The sequence below is a fragment of the Paenibacillus sp. GYB006 genome (assembly GCF_036577645.1).
Classification (GTDB): Bacteria; Bacillota; Bacilli; order Paenibacillales; family Paenibacillaceae; genus Paenibacillus.
Window position 1 is genome coordinate 778,528 of the sequence record NZ_JARBDA010000001.1, and the last position, 22,144, is coordinate 800,671.

The 22,144-nt window shown below is 41.7% G+C and carries 21 protein-coding genes; 14 read left to right on the forward strand and 7 right to left on the reverse strand.

Features of this window, described 5'->3' with window-relative positions:
- The first annotated feature begins 33 nt into the window (after positions 1-33).
- Positions 34-1,083 carry a hypothetical protein gene (locus PV403_RS03790; protein WP_332083637.1) on the forward strand — a complete coding sequence of 350 codons (1,050 nt, stop codon included), beginning with the start codon at positions 34-36 and terminating at the stop codon, positions 1,081-1,083.
- Positions 1,084-1,280: 197 nt separating this feature from the next.
- On the forward strand, positions 1,281-2,411 hold the full coding sequence (locus tag PV403_RS03795; RefSeq protein WP_332083638.1) for a glycosyltransferase family 4 protein: 1,131 nt from the start codon (positions 1,281-1,283) through the stop codon (positions 2,409-2,411).
- A gap of 9 nt (positions 2,412-2,420) precedes the next feature.
- Here the strand turns inward: PV403_RS03795 and PV403_RS03800 are convergent, their stop codons facing one another.
- Positions 2,421-3,470, reverse strand: coding sequence for a YkvI family membrane protein (locus tag PV403_RS03800; protein ID WP_213532214.1), 1,050 nt, complete (start codon positions 3,468-3,470; stop codon positions 2,421-2,423).
- Between the two features lie 227 nt (positions 3,471-3,697).
- On the opposite strand from PV403_RS03800, the gene PV403_RS03805 reads away from it, so the two are divergent.
- The 3 genes from PV403_RS03805 (at position 3,698) to PV403_RS03815 (ending at position 5,041) form a co-directional block, all read left to right on the forward strand.
- On the forward strand, positions 3,698-4,267 hold the full coding sequence (locus tag PV403_RS03805) for a xanthine phosphoribosyltransferase (RefSeq protein WP_213532215.1): 570 nt from the start codon (positions 3,698-3,700) through the stop codon (positions 4,265-4,267).
- A 122-nt stretch (positions 4,268-4,389) separates the two neighbouring features.
- Positions 4,390-4,716: a hypothetical protein gene (locus PV403_RS03810; protein WP_160033066.1), complete on the forward strand. Its 327-nt coding sequence runs from the start codon at positions 4,390-4,392 to the stop codon at positions 4,714-4,716.
- A gap of 106 nt (positions 4,717-4,822) precedes the next feature.
- Positions 4,823-5,041, forward strand: a complete 219-nt coding sequence (locus PV403_RS03815) for a hypothetical protein (protein WP_213532216.1) — start codon at positions 4,823-4,825, stop codon at positions 5,039-5,041.
- 72 nt (positions 5,042-5,113) lie between these two features.
- Here PV403_RS03815 and PV403_RS03820 read toward each other — a convergent pair whose 3' ends face one another.
- Complete coding sequence (locus PV403_RS03820; protein ID WP_332083639.1) at positions 5,114-5,485, reverse strand: hypothetical protein; 372 nt, start codon at positions 5,483-5,485, stop codon at positions 5,114-5,116.
- A gap of 193 nt (positions 5,486-5,678) precedes the next feature.
- Here PV403_RS03820 and PV403_RS03825 point away from each other — a divergent pair, with 193 nt between their 5' ends.
- Positions 5,679-6,545 carry a divergent polysaccharide deacetylase family protein gene (locus tag PV403_RS03825; protein ID WP_213532218.1) on the forward strand — a complete coding sequence of 289 codons (867 nt, stop codon included), beginning with the start codon at positions 5,679-5,681 and terminating at the stop codon, positions 6,543-6,545.
- Here PV403_RS03825 and PV403_RS03830 read toward each other — a convergent pair.
- Entirely contained in the window at positions 6,520-7,230 is a 711-nt protein-coding gene (locus PV403_RS03830) for an N-acetylmuramoyl-L-alanine amidase family protein (protein WP_332083640.1), read from the reverse strand. The genes PV403_RS03825 and PV403_RS03830 overlap by 26 nt on opposite strands.
- Positions 7,231-7,396: 166 nt before the next feature.
- Between PV403_RS03830 and PV403_RS03835 the strand changes: the two genes are divergently transcribed.
- Positions 7,397-7,612 carry a YqzE family protein gene (locus tag PV403_RS03835; RefSeq protein WP_213532220.1) on the forward strand — a complete coding sequence of 72 codons (216 nt, stop codon included), beginning with the start codon at positions 7,397-7,399 and terminating at the stop codon, positions 7,610-7,612.
- A gap of 38 nt (positions 7,613-7,650) precedes the next feature.
- On the opposite strand, the gene PV403_RS03840 is transcribed toward PV403_RS03835, so the two are convergent.
- The 3 genes from PV403_RS03840 to PV403_RS03850 all read right to left on the reverse strand — a co-directional run bounded on the left by PV403_RS03840 (position 7,651) and on the right by PV403_RS03850 (position 11,547).
- Entirely contained in the window at positions 7,651-8,577 is a 927-nt protein-coding gene (locus tag PV403_RS03840; protein ID WP_332083641.1) for a hypothetical protein, read from the reverse strand.
- A 187-nt stretch (positions 8,578-8,764) separates the two neighbouring features.
- The gene (locus PV403_RS03845; RefSeq protein WP_332083642.1) at positions 8,765-9,724 is read right to left on the reverse strand and encodes a YqhG family protein; all 960 of its coding nucleotides are present in this window, start codon (positions 9,722-9,724) and stop codon (positions 8,765-8,767) included.
- The gene (locus PV403_RS03850; RefSeq protein WP_249717067.1) at positions 9,721-11,547 is read right to left on the reverse strand and encodes a DEAD/DEAH box helicase; all 1,827 of its coding nucleotides are present in this window, start codon (positions 11,545-11,547) and stop codon (positions 9,721-9,723) included. The genes PV403_RS03845 and PV403_RS03850 overlap by 4 nt, the downstream gene beginning before the upstream one ends.
- Positions 11,548-11,776: 229 nt before the next feature.
- Between PV403_RS03850 and murB the strand changes: the two genes are divergently transcribed.
- Complete coding sequence (gene murB / locus PV403_RS03855; RefSeq protein ID WP_213532224.1) at positions 11,777-12,793, forward strand: UDP-N-acetylmuramate dehydrogenase; 1,017 nt, start codon at positions 11,777-11,779, stop codon at positions 12,791-12,793.
- A gap of 296 nt (positions 12,794-13,089) precedes the next feature.
- Positions 13,090-13,356 (forward strand): MarR family winged helix-turn-helix transcriptional regulator, encoded by a 267-nt coding sequence (locus tag PV403_RS03860; protein WP_332083644.1) that lies wholly within the window; start codon positions 13,090-13,092, stop codon positions 13,354-13,356.
- Positions 13,357-13,402: 46 nt separating this feature from the next.
- Here the strand turns inward: PV403_RS03860 and PV403_RS03865 are convergent, their stop codons facing one another.
- The gene (locus PV403_RS03865; protein WP_332083798.1) at positions 13,403-13,702 is read right to left on the reverse strand and encodes a hypothetical protein; all 300 of its coding nucleotides are present in this window, start codon (positions 13,700-13,702) and stop codon (positions 13,403-13,405) included.
- A 156-nt stretch (positions 13,703-13,858) separates the two neighbouring features.
- Between PV403_RS03865 and PV403_RS03870 the strand changes: the two genes are divergently transcribed.
- The 5 genes from PV403_RS03870 (at position 13,859) to PV403_RS03890 (ending at position 22,143) form a co-directional block, all read left to right on the forward strand.
- Positions 13,859-15,865 (forward strand): Na+/H+ antiporter, encoded by a 2,007-nt coding sequence (locus PV403_RS03870; RefSeq protein ID WP_332083645.1) that lies wholly within the window; start codon positions 13,859-13,861, stop codon positions 15,863-15,865.
- Positions 15,866-16,048: 183 nt separating this feature from the next.
- A complete protein-coding gene (locus tag PV403_RS03875; RefSeq protein WP_332083647.1) occupies positions 16,049-16,807 on the forward strand; it encodes a polysaccharide deacetylase family protein in 759 nt (252 codons plus the stop codon).
- Between the two features lie 39 nt (positions 16,808-16,846).
- Positions 16,847-17,041, forward strand: a complete 195-nt coding sequence (locus PV403_RS03880) for a YwbE family protein (protein WP_332083648.1) — start codon at positions 16,847-16,849, stop codon at positions 17,039-17,041.
- A gap of 242 nt (positions 17,042-17,283) precedes the next feature.
- Positions 17,284-21,036 carry an alpha-L-arabinofuranosidase C-terminal domain-containing protein gene (locus PV403_RS03885; RefSeq protein WP_332083650.1) on the forward strand — a complete coding sequence of 1,251 codons (3,753 nt, stop codon included), beginning with the start codon at positions 17,284-17,286 and terminating at the stop codon, positions 21,034-21,036.
- Positions 21,037-21,237: 201 nt separating this feature from the next.
- Complete coding sequence (locus PV403_RS03890) at positions 21,238-22,143, forward strand: ABC transporter permease (protein WP_332083651.1); 906 nt, start codon at positions 21,238-21,240, stop codon at positions 22,141-22,143.
- The last annotated feature ends 1 nt before the right edge of the window (position 22,144 follow it).

Here is a 22,144-nt window from a genome sequence, read left to right on the forward strand (position 1 = left end):
AAGAGTGAAATGGTCTACAGGAGGTTAACAAAGATGAGCTATCATATTCGGCTGCGGCCCGATTTGCGAACGGCAAATGGAGAAGTTCAAGATATTTTAATTGAAGACAGGTATGCCGGCACGCTTATTCTTGTCTTCCGGGAAGGCCATCGGCTTGCAGGTAGTGTTCAGCTGGATGCCAAAAGTGTTCCGCCGAAGGCCAAAGCAGAGATTCTTACTTATGTAAAGCAATATCTGCTGCAATATCGTGATGCGGTAGATGCCGAACATATTGATATTTTGTTAACCTGGGGCGAGGTGGAAAGTTTCCTCGAAGATGAGGATGGTTACGAGGAAGATACACTGCCGCCCGCCTCAGAGTCTATTATTCCTGAGCCAACGCCTCTTTTTCTATATGAAGATGAGAGCGGTGAAATGCAGATTGAGCTAATATCTGCCGGACGATTCGTGTCTTCGTTTGAACTGCAAAATGGGAAGGGACAGACAATAGCTCATGCGGTTCTTAAGCAGTATGGTACAGATATCCAGGGAGAAGTAGACTGGCTGAAGGAACCGCTAGAAGAGGAGCTTGAGTCTGCGGAAGAACTTTTAGTGGCCGAGGTGGATGATGGGGAGATAGATACCATTACCATTGAGATGAAATATAAAGATAATATGATTACAATCCTCGAACTCGTTAGACAAGATCATGCCTCTTACACAGCATCAGATGAGGCAGATGGTCCTGATTGGGATGAGGATGGAGTAGAACTGCAGTCTATCTTGGATCAAGGTGAAGAGGAAGCTGAAGAATCCTGTTATGTGAGGATGATTCGTCACGATCATGAGATTGTATCCTACGATCTATTTCTTCAGGAACACGGAGGATTACCTGTCGCTTCCGCTACTGTAGATATAAGTGAAGCAGCAGTTTCAGGATACATTGATTTCTATATAGAACCCTCGGAGGAACAGCGACATGATCTTGTCTTGGTCCTTTCCAAAGAAGTTGAAAAAGAAATCGATTTAAAACAGCTGCACATTACCATGTTATACCGAAATGTCGTTATTGATGAAATGCTGCTGACTTCGGATGAAGACTAAAAATAAATAACGTTATAAAACAAAAGGCATCCTTTTAGGGGTGCCTTTTTCTCATGTGTATAAAAGGAAAAAGACGCTTAGCCATCCTCCGTTTTTATGAAAAGAATGGGGTACCTTCTTTACTAATTTACATAAGCTAAGATATCATGATGAAAGAATTACTTGATAAGATGACTACGAGAAAGGGGCTCTAATACATGCGATTGCTCCAAGCATTATTTTTCCCTCCTGAACAGCCGGGCGGGGTATCCTCCATGATTCCTTATATGCAAGAACGTTTTAGCAGCCCAAGATGGGAAATGGAATTGTTCTCCTTGCCAAAACGGATTCGGAATAAAGGCAGTGAAGAAGTTGTATTTGATACGTTTGATTGGACTCTTTATCAGGACAGTCCTGTGGTCACCAAATATATTCAAACATACCGTGATTACTTATGGTGGGTGAAGCTCCGGCTACATAAATCTTATGATCTTATTCATGCACATCATCCGATTGCCGGACTTGCTATGAAAGAAGCATTTCCTGAGGTTCCCCTCATTCAAACCATTCACTCTAGTTACGAGAGAGAACTCATTCTCAACGGTAGAATCAAAGAGGGGGGATTGGAACATGAGTTCCTGACTTCGCTCTATAAAGAAATGGAAGCTAAAGCGGATTGTCTCCTTACCGTTTCTGAATCATTTAAAGACTACTTGAGACCTTATATACAGCATCCTGAGAAGATTGATATTATTCCTAATGGATTTGATGAGAAACGGTTTAAGCCTGTCCCTCACGAAAATGAAGTGCCACAGCTTGTCACTGTATGCCGCCTTGTCCCTGCAAAAGGAATTGATATACTGCTGAGAGCTTGTTATGAGCTCAAAAAGAAAGGGCATGACTATGTCCTTCATATTATTGGGGATGGTCCGATCCGTTCCGAGCTTGAGAAGTTGGCACAGGATCTTGGCATATATAACGAAACTATATTTTATGGGTACACGCTTCATCCCGAGGAGTTTATGCCGTTCTTCGATATCTTTGTTCTTCCCTCGAGAGCAGAAGCGTTCGGTTCGGTATTTGCAGAAGCAGCCCTCAGTTCACTTGCACTTGTTGGTACGGATATTGGAGGAATAGCGGAACAGATTGAAGATGGAGTGAATGGTCTGCTTGTTCCTGAGAATGATCCTGTTGCTCTCGCTGAGGCACTGGAGAAAGTCATTCTTGATCCATCGTACCGATATGAACTGGCCCGTACGGCAAGTGAGAAGGCTAAATCAGAATACTCTCTAAGCCGTTCTGTTAATTTACTTAAGAAGCTGTATTTGCAGTATCAAGTATCCAGTTAAGAAGAAGGGTTACTGCTTGCTGTGAAAGGAACCAAGTGGGCTTTTGATTAGATGAAAGACCCAAATTACCGCAAGCATCCCATAAATGGGATATAGAATCGATAATAATGAACTGAATCCAAACTGGCTTACTAAATAACAAGTTAACATGATAAACAAGGTGATAAGTTTAGGAGATACTTGAAGATGCTGACGCACTTGTAGTGTAATTCCATAAATATCGGCAACAAACGTACTGAAAATTTCCATGAAGATAAGAATAACATAGATGATCTGTATGGCGGCCCCCAAAGCGAAGGCAATACTCCCCATTGGAATCTCAAACTGCTGAATTCCAGGCATATAGGCGGACATAGCGAAGTGGGCCGTCATTAACATGCAGCCAATCCCGATCCCCCCAATCATTCCTCCATACTTGATTACGTTTCTATCTTTTAATTGGCTGCCAAGAGGTACAAGTATAGCTTGAGCCATAGCTAGGTTGAAGGACGTATACAAAAGCGGAGACAGCCAAGTGGCAAACATGCTGCGGTCCGGCTCAAGGCGGATAAAATTAGAAGCTGAGGGATGGTGAACCGTGCTGATGAGAATCATGAGCGATAACAAAAGCATGAAAGGCACAATGATACTGTTCAATTGCAAAATAGCTTTGATTCCTCGTCCAAGCAGTAAATAGGTGCCGATGAGGGTAATGAGAACTCCTGTTTGAAAGGATAGATGAAGATTTTCTACGAAGACAGAACCTGCACCTGCAAGTATTACACTATTAACCCCAATCAGAACAAATAAAGTGAAAAAACTAATCCATTTCCCTGCTTTTTTTCCAAAAAGCTCCCCGTTCAAGTCCTCATATGAATTCGCTCCGGTATCATGTGCGATCAGCATCATTTTAGTACCCAGCCATACGAATAGCAGGCTCGACAAGACGATGGTGAGTGTGGCCCATTTTCCATACTCCGTAAAAAATTGTAAGATTTCTTGGCCTGTGGCAAAGCCAGCCCCGACAATCGTGCCAATATAAGTGAATGCAACCTGTAAGACCTTGAAACCCTGTCTCATGCGTTTCCTCCTTGTCCGATCTGTATAACAACAGCTTATAGTCGTCCTAAAAAATAACTACTCGTACAAGGTATGCTCTTGTCCATCTGGACATGACAAAGAGTAAGAAGAGGAAAGTGTAAGGTAGATATAGTTACATACCAATGGAAGAAATAAACTTTCATATTGAAAGCCACCCATATTTTATGATACTTTTACGTCATAGGATGGGCTGGGAGGTCATAACATTGGAAGTACTAAAACAAAAAATCAGGGAACAGGGCGTTGTTATTTCAGATCAGGTTCTGAAGCTTGATGCATTACTGAATCACCAGATAGACCCTGCACTTACCATGCAGATGGGTCGCGAATTTGCGGCAAAATTTAGTGAAGATGGAGTCACACGTATCGTTACCGTTGAATCTTCAGGAATTCCAGTCGCTTTTGCTACTGCTGCAGAAATGGGAGTACCTCTTGTTTTTGCTCGAAGAAAGAAAACATTGCTGGCCGATCCGGATGCATATTGCGAACGTGTACCTTCGTTTACGAAGGGAATTGTAACGGATATTATGGTATCGCGTGAGTTTATTGGTCCAGAGGATCGGATTCTATTTATCGATGATATTATCGCGAACGGGGATGCAGCCAAAGGTGTCATTAAGATTATTCAACGTTCTGGAGCAGAACTCGTCGGATTTGGAGTTGTGGTTGAAAAGTGTTTCCAATCCGGTGCGAGCACCCTTCGTGAACAAGGGATTAGAGTAGAATCACTTGCGAAGATCAAGTCTCTGTCCGATGGCAAGGTCCACTTTGCTTAATTTTTTTAAACCACATTTTTCTTTTTAATTTATATTCTGGTTGCCTAATTTTGTTTAATGCCTTTGCATCACGTTTTTTATGGATTATAATAAAGGTAGGTTAGGGAGAGGAGGCAACACCCATGGGGAAAGAACCAAACGAACAGTATTTCCTTGATAAGTTAGCGCAGTCCAAAGTTCATTTTGAACGTGCCCTTGATTGTAAGCATACGGAGTTTGATGACCTTTATCCCTATATGCTTGAACATCCACAGTTCTTCTGGTATAAAAGGTATGTTGCTTGGTCTGAACTTCTCACTATTGTAAACCTGTGTGAAGAATTGTCCTTCTCATGGAAAGACGAATTTACACCTCACCAGGTCGAATATGTTGAACAGCGTGTGATGTCGGCGAAGGTGCTTGATTTCTGGTTCGAAAAGAACGACAGTAAAGAGCATGCTTCACGTTAATTTCTAGTGATTAGCCTAAAGACCTAAATGCATGCATTTAGGTCTTTTTTTGCATGTTAGAAGAGACAAGCTGCGAAGATCGCAGACGTAAGAAGGGGGATTATAAATGATAACAGATGAACGATTAAATGAACTCCGTGAGTCGGGTGAACGTGTTCGTGTCGTCAGAGACAATCTGGAAGTTAACGATGTGGTTGGTATCGTCGTGGCTTGGAGTGATGAACAAATTATGGTTCGCAAACGCAATCGGCGTATTGTAAAATTAGATCGGAATTATTTAATTCAGCTGGAAAGCGAGCCAAGACGGAGTCCTACAGACATATAACTTGCACTATACCGCCGTTCTTATTCTTATCCTCTTTCATAGAAAGGGCATAAGAGAGAGAACGGTTTTTTATTATATTTCGTGATTCATTCCACCAAGGTAAACTCTCATTCTAGAGTATAATTCATTTTTATACTGAGATAATGGAAAAACAACGCGCATCTCTTGTCCTCTTATTTTGGCATCTGCCCATAATCCTTCCTTATTTGATTTAATATTCGTAATCCGTATATCCTTTCGAGCAAACTCCATTTGTATTTCTGACAATAGTAAAGTTACACGCTCCATTCCACTGGACAGCACTTCTATATAAAGAACCGGAGTTCGAAGGAGCGGATGGTTTGTTAATACCTGCAGATCACGGTGAAAAATGCGGTCAACGAGCAATAACTGCAAATAGCTGCAAATCAGGTTTTGTTCTTCATATGATGTGTTTGCATTCAAGTGAATCTCCCCTTTCTAAAATAAGAACTTATGTTCTTATTTTATGCTGTATTCAGCAAATTAATCAATGAATCGTTTACTAAATATAAGAAATTAGGTTTCTATAAAATCTCACATAATTTTTTGGATCTAAACCAATAATGTATATATCTCCAATAATAAGAAAAATTTCATATGGAAGGAGGGGGTGCACATGGCAACTCGCAAACAAAAACGAAGACAACTTAAGAAAAAAGTGCTGACTTCTTTTAGGCCGGGGAGTCTTAGCTTAATTGTATGGATGACAACGCTAAGTATAATAATAGCTGCAACAATAGGAGCGGTTCCGGTTCATGCTGAGCCTGTGAAGAAAATGGTTATCATCATTGATGACCTTGGTAATGGGATGAAAGGTACGGATGAAATGCTGAATATGCCGACCACATTAAATGTGGCGATCATGCCTTTCTTACCGACAACGAAAAGAGATGCAGAACTTGCTCATCAAAAGGGGATTGATGTGCTTGTTCACATGCCGATGGAACCTCGTAAAGGAAAAAGAGATTGGTTAGGTCCGGGCGCAATTACGACGGATTTGTCCGATGAGGAGATTCGCAAGAGAGTCAATGCAGCAATCGATGAGGTTCCCTATGCAGTTGCAATGAACAATCACATGGGATCTAAAGTCACTTCAGATCGGCGCATCATGTCCATTGTGCTGGATGTATGTAAAGAAAGAGGACTCTTTTTTGTGGATAGTAAAACCGATCAGCATTCGGTTGTGGCTGAACTCGCCGCAGAAAAAGGAATGCCGCCCGTGGAAAATGATATCTTTCTGGATGATCAGTACTCCATTAGCCATATATCAAGGCAGATGAGACTTGCTGAAGAAAAATTGAAGCAACAAGATATTTGTGTAACGATTGGACATGTCGGAGTGCCAGGGCTTATGACGGCAGGCATCATCAGAGATGCCATTCCCCGATTAACGGGGAAGGTCGAATTAATCAGCATCAGTGATATGGTGAAACAAGTATGGAACTGGAATCCAGATCTTACAATACCGACAAATAATAAATAATGCCTGCACTGATAGCTTCGGCTATTTTCTTTTGTCCACGGCTTGAGCTAAGCATCTCCCGATCTTGTAAGTTACTGATGAAACCGGCCTCAACGATGACGGCTGGTTTCTTTATATAATTGAGTAAATAAAAAGGTTTCCCCCATTCTACCTGGCGATCCGTTTGATACATCGTATTAAGTGAGCTTTGAATCGATTCAGCCAGCATATAACTTCTTCCTTCCCGCTGATGAAGGACGACAGGACCATGTAATTTTTCTTTTTTGCTCCAATTAACATGAACACTGACAATAATTTCAGAGGGAAGTTCATCACTAAGTCCTTTTCGCTGTGCCAAGTCTTTTAAATGCCTGGAACGGCTTTTAAGCCAAGTGTTGTCATCGCTGAGAGCGTAATCTCCATTTCGATTCAGCACGACAGCATAACCTTTAGATTTTAGCATCATGTACACTTTTTGGGAGATGGAAAGATTAATGTTTTTTTCAAGTAAATCATTGGCCGATGTTCCTCCGTCAATCCCCCCGTGTCCTGCATCAATAATGATAACTGGATGGCGAAATGCAGCATGCGATACGTGATCATCTTCCTTTTGTGGAGCGGTTGGCGCTGCTGTTGCGTTCGCAGATCCGATAAGGAAAAGAAAAAGAAATAGTACAGAAAAACACATCCAAATTCGTCTTGGCATCTAAATTAAACCTTCCTTCCCGTGTGTTACTTATCATTTCAAACTCCTTACCATAGACTGTGCAAATTTTAATGTTTCATTCAGCTGAAATATTAAAAATGTTTATTTAAATAGGTTCTCGTGCACACTAAGAAAAATAGCTGCTGGTCAAAGGGAGTGAATGGACATGGCTAAAGGAAATGATTTAATTAGATATATAACCGAGCAAGTGGTTGATTATATGGAAAAGCCGAAAGAAGAACGAAAATCCCAAAAAAAGAGAAAAGAACCTTGGCAGACAAAATGGTTTGGAATGCTTCCGCTTGGGGTATCCATGTGGGCAAAGGATAAGAAAAAAGTTCGCAATAAAAAAAAGAACCAGAATACAGCGTCTGATTCTTGAATTCAAAAAGCCTTATTCCATTACATGAAGGGATAGGCTTATTTTATGTTTTCATAAAATTCCCCGTTTTCAATCAGTCTTTTCATGGGGATATACCTAATCAGGGATGGATCCGTGCCAACACGAACGTAAGAGACGGTAGTTGTACCAGGGCCAGCCCATGTTGCATATCCTGAGATGGAAAGCGGTCCGCTGTACCACATATTGTGATCAGAAGAACTAAAGATGAGCTGGTTTGAAGTATAAAGTTTTCTCAGAAGCATAAGTTCAGACACGATAGGTACCGGAGTCGAAACCCGCCACTTGAGATTCTCGGAAGAATCAAAAAGGGGAGAGGTCTGTTGTATCGTTTGAATTGTATGGCTTGTGCCAATCCAATCGGAACGGCCATCTACAGTAAGTGGTTCAGCAAGCTTTTCTGGGTTATCAGGAAGTACATCTCCACTCCCAGCATCCACATATATTGTTTTCTCTTCTTTTTCAATCACCCAATATGATAATTTTCCTGTATACTGCATTTCATAAAGATTAGAATTTACCGCACTCTGTTCTTGGCGAGAAAGATGGCCCAGTGAGTATAACAATTCGGGATCAAAAACGGAGGAAGTACCTACCCCATATTCAGTAACCAGATACTTGATCTGAGATGCTTTCGTTTCTTCTATGGATGATTGTTCTGCTGTAATGATGAGGTAACCGGCGATCTCTTTTCCTTGATAAACATGCACAAGATAACTGTGCGTCCCGGGACCAAGCGGCATAATATGAAGACGGGAGTTAATAAAATCAGCAAATTCGCTGTTTTGTGAAAGCTCTTTTATGGTATGCTCTGCAACCTGAAAGACGGGGGCAGGAGCGGTATTATGATTATAAGTAGAGCCTTGACCTGCATAGGATGGTGAATGGCTGGCGAAAGAAAAAATTAAGGTACACAACATGCTCAGCATGAGTTTTGTTCGTTTCAAGGGAATCACACCTTCTTTTCTGCAAGCATAAAAAGGCACCTGCTGTTCTTATCTACATTTTACCGATGAAAGAACGAGAAAGGTGCTGTTTACTGGAATAGACCTTAAGAAAGACATGCACTAGTTTTGACGAAAAAAGTGGTGTTTCCTTTTCCTGTGCCGAAGATTGAGGAAACAACTTCGCCCTTTACCTTAGATGCATAATTCCACAGCTAACCGTACTTACGTTAATTTTAGGTTCATACTGCCATTTCATTTCGCTGCGTCTGCGGTTATATTGTTCCTGGATAGGTAATTTTTGTTCTTCCTCTGGCTGTTCTTTCAGTAAATCTTCATAGTAAGTATCCAGAACAACGAGTTCTTCTTCTAAGCGTTTTTTGGCAGCATCTGCCCAGCTATAGTCAAGTAATCGAAGTTTGCCTTGGATATGTTTTTCTAGTGACTCAGCTGCTTGCTTGAGCGGAATTCGTCCCCCTTGAACATGCATATTATCCGGGAGTCTTGGACTGAGTTCTCTTTTATCTAGCACGAGTCCAAAGTCTTCTGCAATTCTGCCCGTCAGCAGTGAAATTCCTAGAAAATGAAGTTCCTCTCGTTTAAGGTCGCAAGATAGTTCTACTTTAAAGCAGACACTAAGCCATGGCTCGTAGGCTTTTGGAATGGAACCGCTGATCTGCCTTTTAGATGGGAGCTCAAACAAGTTAACGTAAGCTCCACCTTCACGAGAAGCCGTGAAAATTTGTTTGAGTCGAGGACAGCCATAGACTATAGGTTCACGAAGTACACGCCCCGGGCCAAGAACGGGGAGGGAAGGAACGTTTCCAAAGTAGCGCCCCAGCTCTGCGTCTTGATTGGTTCCGGTTGTTCCGAGTTCCGCAGCCGATTCTAAACTGGCTTGCTGTTTTTGTATTTGTTCAGCCTTTTCATGCGCTTCTTGGTCAAAAACAAACGTAAAAGACATCGTCTCAGCAGGAGTGCCCGTCCGGTCTACGAATCCCCAGTAATAAGGACGATTGGTGAGTGCTTTATCCGCTTCTACTGATAATTTCACCGTAACATGAGCAGGAGATTTCTCAATCACTTGGCAATCCATTGCTTCAAGAAATGTCATAACATAAGACTGAACCTCATCTTTAGACATCGTCATAAGGAGCTCCCCCTTTTGCGGCTTTTGGTGGAAGAACCAGCTTGCTGCATTTTCATTGGATCCAGAACGCTGCCTACCGCATCTTTAACAAGTGAAGCGTCAGGATGCTGTTTGACCTCTTCTTTGAGCGAATGAATGTTATGAGACAGGGCATTCATTTTTTCATTGATTTCGTCTTCACTTGAGGATTCAAGTATGATTTTAGTGAGACTTTTCTCAATAGATTCTTGTTTCTCAAGACGTTCGAGGATAACGTCAAGTCCGCCGATAACCATTTCGAACATATTAATTTTTTCATGCAATAGGTGCAAAATATGCTCCTCAATGGTGCCGCGCGTTGCTAAATTATATATATTTACGTCATTTTGCTGACCAAGTCGGTGAACCCGCCCAATCCGCTGTTCGACTCGCATCGGATTCCAAGGCAGATCAAAGTTAATCATGTTATGACAAAACTGCAGATTAATTCCTTCACCGCCGGCTTCTGTTGCGATCATGACTTGAACCCTTCCGCGGAATAGATCCATCATCCAGTCTTTTTTACCCCGGTTCATACCACCGCGGTAAGGTACTGCTGTTAGACCGCGGTCGCGGAAATAGTTAAGCAAATACTCCTGAGTAGCTCGGTATTCGGTGAAAACAATCACTTTCTCGTTCATTTCACGAATAAGCTCCATCGTTTTCTCTGCTTTGGTGTTCGCTTTTATTGCTTTGATATTAGCAACAAGATCCCAGATTCGGTCACGCCACGGGGAGTCTGGAGCCAATTTCTTAGATAGATTTACAAGAGTCACGAAAACAGCATCACGACTGCTGCATACCTCACGTTGTAAAGTTACCATCGAGAACATACTAGTCATATTACCTCCCGCTGAATGGAACTGGTCTTTTACGAAAGCGGTAACTCCATCATAAAGAGCTTGCTCTTCCGGTGAGAGGGTGAGATTAATATTTGTAACTTTACGTTTCGTAAATTGAACAGGCCCTTCGCCTCTGCGATTACGGATCATGACTTTAGCCAGCTCATCCTTCAGCTGATCCTCATTTTTCGCCATTCGTTTATCAACCACAAAATTAGCGGCAAAGTCGCCTTGACGTCCTAGTTGTCCTGGTTTTAAAAGAGTAATGAGATTGAATAACTCACTTAAATCATTTTGGACCGGCGTTGCGGTTAACAAAAGACAATACTTTTTACGAAGTTTCAGCATAAATTGATAATTCGATGTTTTTTTATTTTTTAATTTATGAGCTTCATCAACGATAATCATATCGTAGTCGGTACTCATGAGGATCTCTTGATGGGGGTCGCGTTTGGCTGTATCCATGGAAGCGACAACAATATCATTTTGCCAAGAGTACGCTTTTTTCTGTGCGACAGCCGGTATTCCAAACTTTGAATTGAGTTCCCTTACCCATTGCAGTACAAGTGATGCAGGGACAAGAATAAGGACTTTAGATACGAGACCGCGAATTAAATATTCTTTTAAAATAAGGCCCGCTTCAATCGTTTTCCCAAGACCTACTTCGTCTGCAAGAATGGCACGCCCCGACATTTCAAACAGCACTCTGCGAGCAGTGTCAATCTGATGCGGCAAGGGTGTAAGCTCAGGGATATGTTTTAAGCACTGCATATCATCAAAACTTGGTATGAGTCCTCTTTCTTCAGCCTCAACGGCAAGCTGAAAAAGACGATAGTCGCCCCATGGTCCGCCTTTGTCTAGTCTATTTGTAAGTTCATCAAGCCAATTTTGATCAAAGTGAATTGGAACGGGCAGCGGTTCGGGCTGAAAGATCGCGCGAGCGGGTGATATTTTTCTATTCACTGGTGTTATTGCCTCCCCTGTCGTCTCATAAGTCTTCATAGTATGGACGAAAGCGAAGAGATTCATAACTAAATCAGCATTTTACGATAGAAGCGATAGGATAAAGATCATGAAATTATTTGACTTACCATAGGCGCGTATACATAATGGCTACATACAATATAATTGTATATAATGGTTAGACATCATGAAGCGATTTTGTTTTGTACAGCAGTAGGAGGGACACAGGGTGAATAAACAATTCATACAAAGTAATGCAGATTTATCAGCTTATTCTACTTATGAGATCGGAGGCAAAGCTAAATATCTAGCTGCGCCTGCCACAATAGAGGAATTAACTTCTGTACTAGAATTTGCAAAAGAAAAAGAATTAAAACCATTTTGGTTTGGCATGGGATCGAACATCCTATTTCCGGACGAACCAAAAGAAGATATGATCTTTATCAGTCTTAAAGAACTGAAAGAAACTTATATTGATGAGAAGGGCTGGTTTGTTTCTGCCGGTATGCCGATGTCGCATCTGTCGCTTATTGGCCTTGCTTCAGGAACAGCTGACTTTGATTTTTGCTTTCTCCTTCCGGGAACGGTTGGCGCAGGAATCTATATGAACGCGAAATATTATAACAGACAAATTTGTGACATTCTTGATACTGCCTTTTATATTGATTTAAAAGACCCAGAATTCAAAGTGCAGACCATTCATGTAGATGGATGCGGGTATAGTTACAAAAATTCGATCTTTATGAACAATGATTGGATTATTGTGGGGGCATACTTAAACCATCCTGACTTTAGCGCGCTTGAGCAAGGAATACGTGAAGTGGAAAGACTAGAGCAAGTCGTAGAATATCAAAATCCATCTGTCTTGCCTAATTTCTATAAATACTACACTACAATGGCCGAGACTTGGGCACAGGATCATGAGGCAGAGGTTCCTGAATCTTTCAAAAGCGTAATTCAGGATCGCGGAAGCAAGTTTCATTTTGATTATCCTTCTTGCGGATCGGTGTTCAAAAATAACTACAATTTTGGTGAACCCATGGGTAAAGTGGTCGATCGGCTGAACATGAGAGGAACGGTGCACGGGGGTGCATCTATTTCATCTTGGCATGGAAATATGATTGTGAATCAAGGAAATGCAAAAGCAGAAGATATCGTATATTTGGTTGAACAAGTGAAAAAATCAGTGAATGAAGCATTTGATTTTATCCCGGAAGAAGAACTCATTATTGTAGAAAAGAAATAAGATTGTACACAAATTAATCCATTATAAAATAAAAAACCATGTCTGGATCCTTTTATTAGGAAGCTTGACATGGTTTTTTGACATTTTCTTTCCTTTTCTTTGATCAGTAGAGGCGGGGTTACAGTGCGCAAAACTTGTTATGATTCATAAGTTTATGATAAAGTTAACATAATAAATAGCTATTTTCGGGCAAAAAAAGCTGATTTTGTTCGTTATGTGCTGAATGTGATGATATGAATTTCAATATCTGAAAGTATAGACTGTGATTAAATTATCTATTTTCTATTTTCAGAAAGGTGCTTCAGCTTTCTTCGGGTGCAACCACGGTCATACTTAATCAATTGGAAGCAGAAGGGTACATTATCCGTGCTCGAAGTGAGGAAGACAGACGAATCGTGTGGCTATTCCTAACGGAGGAAGGGCAGCACGTTGCAGATAAGCTGCGTGAAGATCGCGAACGTATGAATAAAGAGATTCTAGGGCTTCTATCAAAAGAGGAAAGAGTACAATTTCTGGACATCGTTAAAAGAATCGAAGAACGAATCCTTGCTGCTCTTACATAAAAGAACCAGACTCTTGAAGCCTAGGCTGCTTGAGTGTGGTCTTTTTTTATAACTTGAATCTTTGAATATGGTCATATCGCTTTTCTTGTAATAGAATTTCTTTTTGTCTTGCTCCTAGAAGATCAAAGTGCGGAAATGGTTCTCGTTGATGAATATATTTGGGATTAAGTTCGTGCTCTTTGCACCAGTGCTGTAATCGCTTAAGATCAGAGCAACCTACCTTCGTTACGCTGGTTATACCAGGGAAACGGGGGTCAATCCAGTAATGAGTCAAATAAGCAATTTGACCTTCTCTCACTTTTTCTTTCCACTCTTCGAGTTCACTTCGTGTAATGCCAAAAGCCATGTTATTCATCCTTTGCTTCATTACGTTTAGTCCATCTATTCTCATATTTTACCTCATAAATGGGATAGAAGCGAACAGGATACGGAAAAAACGTGCCGTATTCATCAGAAAATAAAGCCCATAGGAAAGAAGCAAGAGAGGAATTGATGAAGATATATGGAGCTTTTTATTACAATACTCATTATGCTCATAATTATCGGTTTATCCAACGTAATTAATCGGTTTGTTCCATTGATTCCGGTGCCGCTTATCCAAATTGCGCTTGGAGTGGTCTTTGAAGTTGTTCCTTTCGGGATCCATCTCGATTTAAATCCAGAACTGTTTTTTGTACTGTTCATCGCTCCGCTGCTCTATAATGATGGGCGCAAAACACCACGGGATGAACTATGGAGCCTTCGTACTCCAATCTTGCTGCTTGCACTAGGACTCGTTTTTCTAACCGTACTTGTCGCAGGTTATGGTATTCATATGCTCATTCCAAGTATACCGCTGCCAGCGGCGTTTGCGCTTGCTGCAATTCTATCTCCAACGGATGCTGTAGCCGTAGGTGCTATGGCTGAACGTGTTCATCTGCCCAAAAGTATTTTGCGGACGCTTGAAGGTGAAGCACTTATGAACGACGCTTCCGGTCTAGTTGCTTTTAAATTTGCGCTTGCCGCAACGGTAACGGGTGTATTTTCTTTAGCAGATGCCTCTATTAGTTTTGTGGTTATCGCTGTCGGCGGACTGCTCCTTGGTGCAGTAATGTCTTTTCTGATTCGTAAAATTGGAGTGCTGCTTCGAAGACTTGGCATGGAAGACGTAACCGTTCATATGCTTATTCAAATTATTACTCCGTTTATTATTTACCTCGTATCTGAAGAACTCGGTTTATCAGGAATTTTAGCGGTGGTAGCAGGTGGGATTATCCATGCAATTGACCGGGACCGAGCAGATACGATTCAGCCCAAAATGCAAATTGTTGCAGAAAGTACCTGGACAGTAATTGTATATATACTAAATGGGCTTGTCTTTGTTATTCTCGGCTTACAGCTGCCGAATGTAATCAGTAAGATTTGGGAAAATGACGCCTTTAATCATGTGCAGATTATGACCTATATTTTCATCATTACGCTGATGCTGTTTGTTCTTCGTTTTCTGTGGATTTATGCATTTGAGACGACAGCGTGGAAAATGAATAAGCAAGAAAAACCGTTCATGAAACATATTATTTTAACTACGTTATCTGGTGTACGCGGAGCTGTGACGTTAGCCGGTGCCTTTTCCATCCCCTTTGTTCTGATGGATGGATCCCCTTTTCCCGAACGAGATCTTATCCTCTTTATATCTGCTGGGGTGATTCTGCTGACACTGATTACTGCGAGTATCGCACTTCCGCTTATTGCAGATAAAGAAGAGAAAGCTGGCGCAGATGTAGCCCAAGTACGTGCGTTAACCAAAATATTTGATCGTTCCATCCAAGTGGTTAAAGCCGAAATGAATGATGACAACAAAGCGGCCGTATTGTCAGTTATCGCCGATCTCAACAAATATTTGAATCGTTATTCGACCCAAGACGATAAGAAAAAATGGGGAAGCCATTTTCAAAAACAAGAGATGTCCATTCGTACAAAAGCCATTCATGCAGAGCGAAAAGAAATTGAGCATCTCCTGAAAACAGGGGAAGTAAATGAAGAGCTTGGGATGTTCTATCTAAAAGTTCTGGATCGACGTGAAATTGTCATGTCCAGCCGAATGAAATCGCAGATTTGGTCTTCCTTACGCAGTATTGGGCGAACGATCGGAAGAGTCTTTATGAAGAAACAGATGGATCCGAGTAATCCAATGAGAGAAAGAGTAAATGCATCTCGTAATCTTCGTATTCAGACCTGTGAGAGTGCGATCACAGCGATCCGAAGTCAAATGAACGATGAAAACAGAGCTGCATCACTGACGATTATTTCTCATTATGAGCGGATCATATTCATGCTTCGTGCAGGTGATACCGAACTTGATGATAATGCTTTTAATGAAAAGAAACTGGAGCTGCAAATTAAAGCGATTCAGGAACAAAGGAATACCGTTCAAGAGTTATTTGAAACGGGCGATATCCACCGAAATACAGCTGCTTCTTTGCGCCATTATATAAACAATTTGGAATCAAATCTTCTGAGTGAAGAATAAAGAAAAATAACCTTTATAAAAGAGTTGTTCTGTTGCCGCACTGGTGATGGGATAACTCTTTTTGAGTTGAAACTCATTTATGGAAGTATTTTTTTACAAAACAAAAAATTATATATTTCCTGAGCGCTTGTGGGATACTACGGAGCAGTTATGTACACAAGACAAATGTAAGGTGAGGATGATATGACAATAAGAAAATGGTTCATTGCACTAGCATCCGTTATACTTGTATGTGCGATGATTGCCTCCGAGGCAAAAGCTAGTCAGCCCATCTTAAAGGACCGGACATATTATGAAAAAAGAGGGGATATTGTATGGGAAGCTCCTATTTCCAAAAAACAGATCGCTCTTACCTTTGATGATGGACCAGATGAGCTGGAAACGGTACAAATTTTAGATCTGCTTAAAAAATATGACGCGAAAGCTACCTTTTTTGTGGTGGGCCAGCAATCAAAAAAGAAAGCTCACCTTATTCGTAAGGAGATTGAAGAAGGTCATGAAGTGGGAAATCACACCTATTTTCATACTTTTGCAGATAAAATCAAGAATAAAGAAGATTATATGAAAGAACTTGAAGACACAGATCGTTTAATTGAAGAAGCGGGTGGACCCAAACCAACCCTTTTTCGCCCTCCAGGCGGTGTATATAACGAAATCGTATTGGATAGTGCCAAAAAAAGGGGATATACGATTGTGCTGTGGTCTTGGCATCAGGATACAGGGGACTGGAGCAGACCAGGAAAACAGCGTATTATAAATAAAGTACTTCGTAACGCTCGTAATGGAGATATTGTTCTTTTTCATGATAATGTACATGGACAGAGTCAAACGATAAAAGCACTAGAGCGAATATTGCCCGAACTGAAAAAGCAAGGGTATCAATTTGTGACGGTATCGCAGTTACTCAAGACGAAGGAAAAGGAAGTCATGGAATTACCTTAAATCATGGGATGTATGTAAGAGAAGGAGAGAAATAAAGAGATGAATGGAAACAGCAGGGCCGATATTCGCGCAGGGATTGAAGTTGATATTGTACTTAAACAGGATCAAAGAACAGGGAAATTAACGAGGGGAATTGTCAAAGATATTTTAACCAATTCTCCGTCGCATCCGCACGGCATCAAGGTTCGACTTGAAAACGGTCAGGTAGGCAGAGTAAAACATATTTTACAATAGTAAATATATAGTGCAGCATTGAAATCAAAAAGATGAGAAGGACTCCGCATGCAGGAGTCTTTTTTTGGTTTTTATGAATCGCTTCGCCACACAATTTCTTTCAGAAGTTTGATTCTTTTTACTTTTTTGTTGAAAATTAATCGGAAAATGAGTACTATAACCTGTAAGTAATTCATTTATATATTTATAAATCGATTTACATTTATTCAAATCAAACGATGATTTACATAGGAGGCAGAAGAATGAGCAATTTTAATGAAAATCTAATTGCACACTATAAGTTCGATAATGCAGCACACCTTGGTGAAGACAGCTCAGGAAATGGACATGATGGAGAAGCTATGGGAACGCTGAAACCTAAAATTTCACGTATCGCTGGCAGATCCGCAGCTCAATTTCCAGGAGGAGCTAACGGAACTTCTTATATACAGCTTCCATCTAATTTGCTAGCAGATGTAAGCGATAACACGGGACTGACCGTGACGGCATGGGTCAATTTTGGTAAAGGTTCAAACGTGTGGGAACGCATTTTTGACTTTGGTAAAGGGGAACAAGGGCCTTATGCGTTTTTGACGCGTCAGCTAAGAGGGACTCTGTATGCTGGAGACGATCTGGTTGTAGACCCGGGCCGGGGATTTGCTGCCGGTGAGTGGATGCATATCGCATTTTCGGTGACAGGTACTGAGGGTGGTAAACTGAGCAGTGCTGGTCCGGTTGTCTATGTGAATGGAGAAAAAGTAGCAGATGGTTCCATCAGTCAAACTTCCAGTGGAACTTATGCTAAGCTGCGCAGGTGGTTTGATACGTTTACTGAAGCTTCGAATTACAGCCAAAATTATATTGGACGTTCTCAGTATGCAGCCGATGTGGACTTTACGGGTTCGCTATCTGATTTCCGGATTTATCGGGATGGTCTGACGATCGATGAAGTGATTGAAGTGATGTGCGAATCATTAACGGATGAAGAGATTGTAAAACTTGCAGGAGATAAATATTTATCTTTTCCAACGAAAATTGTCACAAAAGACGTTTCATTGCCTGCTAGTTTACTAGGCGGTAAAGTACAAGTGAGCTGGAACTCAAGTCGTCCGGAATCTCTATCTCATACGGGTAAAGTTCAGTCCATTACATCTGCTGAGGAAATCACACTCCATGCGGTATTAAGTAAAGGGGAAAGTACGCTGAGCAAACATTTTGAGATTTCGGTTGTACCGGAACACCTTCCGCCCTATACAGTAACGATTCACGGAGATCAAAAAGTTGCTGATATCAGTGAAGTGATGTATGGACTCTTTTACGAGGATATCAATAATGCAGCGGATGGCGGAATTTACGCTGAGCTTGTACAGAATCGCTCGTTTGAATCCTTTGCCTTTGATACCTACTCACCTGAATCGGGAGAATGTGGTTGTTCCACTGGCCGAAATCGTGATCCTTTGTTTGCGTGGTCTGGAGACACCCATCTGATGAACCCGCATAATAAAGATGGATTAAATGAACACTTTGGAGCCAGTGACCCAGAAGTGAACGCTTATTATGTAACGGTTCAGAATGGGGCAACGATTCGCAATCGCGGGTTCTCGGATTCCAACCACCATTGTGCAATGTCGATTAAGCAGGGAGAAGATTATCACTTTACCGTTTGGGCGAAAGCGGATGCTGCAGGTGCAATAACCGTTCAATTACAAGATGGCAATAATGAGCCGATTAGTGAGCCGCTTACGCTGCATGTAGAAGGCGGGGGCTCGTGGAAAAAATATGGTGAGCAAACGGAGCAAAACCTTATTCTTACTGGCACAGATACGGCGCTTGGTCAGCTGGTTCTTACCTTTGAAGGTGATATTTCTATCGATATGGTGTCACTTACTCCGCAAAATGTGTGGGGAGCAGACCCTGAGGAGAAAGGGATATCCGCTTCAGCACACGCGAACTATACAGGAAATCCAAATTATCGACTGAGAAAAGATCTAATTCAAGCGCTTGCTGACCTGCATCCTACGTTTTTACGTTTTCCTGGCGGCTGTATCTCAGAAGGGTCTTTCATCTGGGAGAATGTCTATGACTGGAAGGACTCCGTAGGCCCTATAGAACTGAGAAAAGAGAACTACAACGTGTGGGGTTACATGATGACGATGGGACTTGGCTATATGGAATACTTCCAGTTGGCTGAGGATTTGAATGCTCTTCCAGTTCCGGTTATGGCTTGCGGCGTTCTGTGTCAGGCACGTTCTGATTATGCACATCCGGCAGGCGGAGCTTTACGGGAGTACTATATCAAGAACTTTACGGATCTGATCGACTTTGCACTCAGCACGGATATGGAGCATAACGAATGGGCACAGGTACGCAGCAGTATGGGACATCCGGAGCCTTTTGATCTTCGTTATCTTGGTGTGGGAAATGAGAACTGGGGAAATGAATTTTTCGCTAACTTTGAAGTGTTTAAAGCTTCAATTGATGAATATATGAAACGGAACTATCCAGATCATGAACTGCATATTATCTCTACCGTTGGTGCACAGGCGGATGATGATGCATATCAGCAAGGATGGAAATTCCTTAGCGGTAATCTCACCGGTTCAGCTCAAGTTGCTTTTGCGGATGGCAAAGAGGTAATCGAAGAGACGGTGACTTGGTATGAGAATCAGAAGAACTATATGGATACCATTGCAGATGAGCATTACTACAGATCTAATGAGTATCTGTTGAACAATGCGGATCGTTATAACTATTATGACCGGGCCTACCACGCAGATGGAAGCATTGACTTTAAAGAGACATCCAAGGTATTTGTCGGTGAATATGCATCCACGGATAAGAATACTTTGGCAGGGGCTATTGCTGAAGCTGCGATTATGACCAGTTTTGAAAATAATGCAGATGTTGTTCGCATGGCGGCCTATGCGCCGCTGTTTAATAAGGTGCTGACAGATGGTACGTACCGCTGGACACCGGACTGCATCTGGTTTGATGATGAGACGGTGTGGTTTACACCGAACTATTATGTACAGCAAATGTTTGCTAAAAGTGTTGGTGAAGAAGTACTTCGTACATCGTTCGAGACGTACAGCAAAGGTAAACCCGTGGAACTTATTCCGCATGGCGGGATCGAAATTGCGGCAGGCAATGCCGATATTCTTGTGAAGAAAGTGGTTGTCACTTCGAACAAGGATGGCAGTGTTCTTTTTGAAGAAGATTTCCGGGAACAAGAGGGACCAAGTGAAGCATGGAGTCTTATCCCTGGATCAGAAGGCTATACATCAATTCCTGGCAAAGGATTGCTGCTGAAGGCGCAGGAGAGCGGCCTGAACGGGTTGTACCTGATGAATGATGAATGGACAAACTACAAGGTGCAGGTAGAAGCAAGCCGGATTAAGGGTGAGGATGGATTCTATATTGGTGTGGGACTGACTGACATTACTCCTGAGAATAAGGATGTAATCGAGTATGCGATCGCTTATGGCGGTCAAGCAACAGGTGTGAAAGTGTACAAACAAGGAATCGAAGGTTATACATTGGGTGATTATTCGTCCAGTACAGCAGCCGGAAACCTTAGAGCAGCTAACTATGAGCCACTGGAGAATGAGAAGGATTATTTGATTACCGTGAATTACGGCGGAGAGAATGGAAAGAATCTAATCTGCTCTTATACAGACGGAGACTTCACTAGTAAAACGCTGGATTACAAGCTCGAAGCATATAACCGGGAGGTATTCCATTCCGTTACGAGAGATGCACAGCATGTATATGTGAAATTGGTGAATGCGGATGGTGTGGATAAGGCTACACAGATTAACTTGCAGGATCTGACTGTCCAGCCTAATGCAACACTGGTTACGCTAAGCGGGGATGAAAATCTGCTGCATGTTCCGAATGTAAACAAGAAAAACGATGAGAAAATTACACCGCAGGAGCAAAACATCGAACTGCAAGGAGATAGCGTTGTTCTTAAGCTCCCTGCGAATTCTGTGAGCTTGCTGGTGATGTCGATCTAATCTAATATTATCTATAAAATCCTTCATCTTGTAGGGCGCATTGTCGCTCCTGACAGGATGGAGGATTTTTGCATTCAAAACAATGAATCTTCAATATTTAACTGAGATTCGGAGTCAACAGAAGATACCTAAAGTAAATACCCTACACTTTTACACAGTCTGGCCTGCTCCTATAATTGAATTTGAAGGAGGAGACAGCTTATGCGTTCCAACTACAGACAATTTATTCGAAATGTTCCGCTTCATCTTATGATTTTGCCTGGTCTGCTCATCATTATTGTATTCGGTTACATTCCTATGGCCGGGCTCTCCATTGCTTTTCAAAATTTTTCTCCCATTGGCGGGTTTAAAAATGTGAACTGGGTGGGACTTGACAATTTTAGATACCTGTTTGATCTGCCTGGTTTTAGACAGGTGGTATGGAATACGGTATTCATCTCTGTCATGAAAATTGTTTCGGGTCTAGTGATTCCTGTGCTCGTTGCCTTATTGCTGAATGAGGTAGGAAGAACAGGTTTCAAGCGAACCATTCAAACGATTATTTATATGCCGCATTTTTTTTCATGGGTTATCCTTGCCGGTATTATTGTGGACGTGTTATCCCCAAGTAGCGGGCTCGTTAACATGTTTCTTAAGGCAATAGGTATTGAACCTATTCAATTTCTCGCTAGTAATGAATGGTTTCCCTACATACTTGTCATTACGGACCAATGGAAAGAATTTGGCTTTGGTACAATTATTTATTTGGCAGCACTTACAAGTATTGATAAGTCTCTTTATGAGGCATCCGTCATGGATGGCGCGGGAAGATGGAAGCAGACATGGCACATTACCCTTCCAGGGATACGCCCAATCGTCATTTTGATGGTTACGCTTAGTCTTGGAAATGTGCTTAATGGTGGATTTGATCAGGTATTTAACCTCTACAATCCACTTGTTTATGAATCAGGAGATATTTTAGATACGATGATCTACCGGATTGGTCTACAGGATGCACAATATTCGGTATCCACAGCACTGGGTCTTATTAAATCCGTGGTATCCTTCGTTTTCATAGGACTCGGTTATTATTTAGCTTATCGCTTTGCCAATTATCGGATTTTCTAGA

Bases quoted from the DNA above. Each gene is read 5' to 3' on its own strand.
- PV403_RS03790 (WP_332083637.1), top strand. From the start codon at position 34: ATGAGCTATCATATTCGGCTGCGGCCCGATTTGCGAACGGCAAATGGA.
- PV403_RS03795 (WP_332083638.1), top strand. From the start codon at position 1,281: ATGCGATTGCTCCAAGCATTATTTTTCCCTCCTGAACAGCCGGGCGGG.
- PV403_RS03800 (WP_213532214.1), bottom strand. From the start codon at position 3,470: ATGAGACAGGGTTTCAAGGTCTTACAGGTTGCATTCACTTATATTGGC.
- PV403_RS03810 (WP_160033066.1), top strand. From the start codon at position 4,390: ATGGGGAAAGAACCAAACGAACAGTATTTCCTTGATAAGTTAGCGCAG.
- PV403_RS03815 (WP_213532216.1), top strand. From the start codon at position 4,823: ATGATAACAGATGAACGATTAAATGAACTCCGTGAGTCGGGTGAACGT.
- PV403_RS03825 (WP_213532218.1), top strand. From the start codon at position 5,679: ATGGCAACTCGCAAACAAAAACGAAGACAACTTAAGAAAAAAGTGCTG.
- PV403_RS03830 (WP_332083640.1), bottom strand. From the start codon at position 7,230: ATGCCAAGACGAATTTGGATGTGTTTTTCTGTACTATTTCTTTTTCTT.
- PV403_RS03835 (WP_213532220.1), top strand. From the start codon at position 7,397: ATGGCTAAAGGAAATGATTTAATTAGATATATAACCGAGCAAGTGGTT.
- PV403_RS03845 (WP_332083642.1), bottom strand. From the start codon at position 9,724: ATGACGATGTCTAAAGATGAGGTTCAGTCTTATGTTATGACATTTCTT.
- PV403_RS03865 (WP_332083798.1), bottom strand. From the start codon at position 13,702: ATGGCTTTTGGCATTACACGAAGTGAACTCGAAGAGTGGAAAGAAAAA.
- PV403_RS03870 (WP_332083645.1), top strand. From the start codon at position 13,859: ATGGAGCTTTTTATTACAATACTCATTATGCTCATAATTATCGGTTTA.
- PV403_RS03875 (WP_332083647.1), top strand. From the start codon at position 16,049: ATGACAATAAGAAAATGGTTCATTGCACTAGCATCCGTTATACTTGTA.
- PV403_RS03880 (WP_332083648.1), top strand. From the start codon at position 16,847: ATGAATGGAAACAGCAGGGCCGATATTCGCGCAGGGATTGAAGTTGAT.
- PV403_RS03885 (WP_332083650.1), top strand. From the start codon at position 17,284: ATGAGCAATTTTAATGAAAATCTAATTGCACACTATAAGTTCGATAAT.
- PV403_RS03890 (WP_332083651.1), top strand. From the start codon at position 21,238: ATGCGTTCCAACTACAGACAATTTATTCGAAATGTTCCGCTTCATCTT.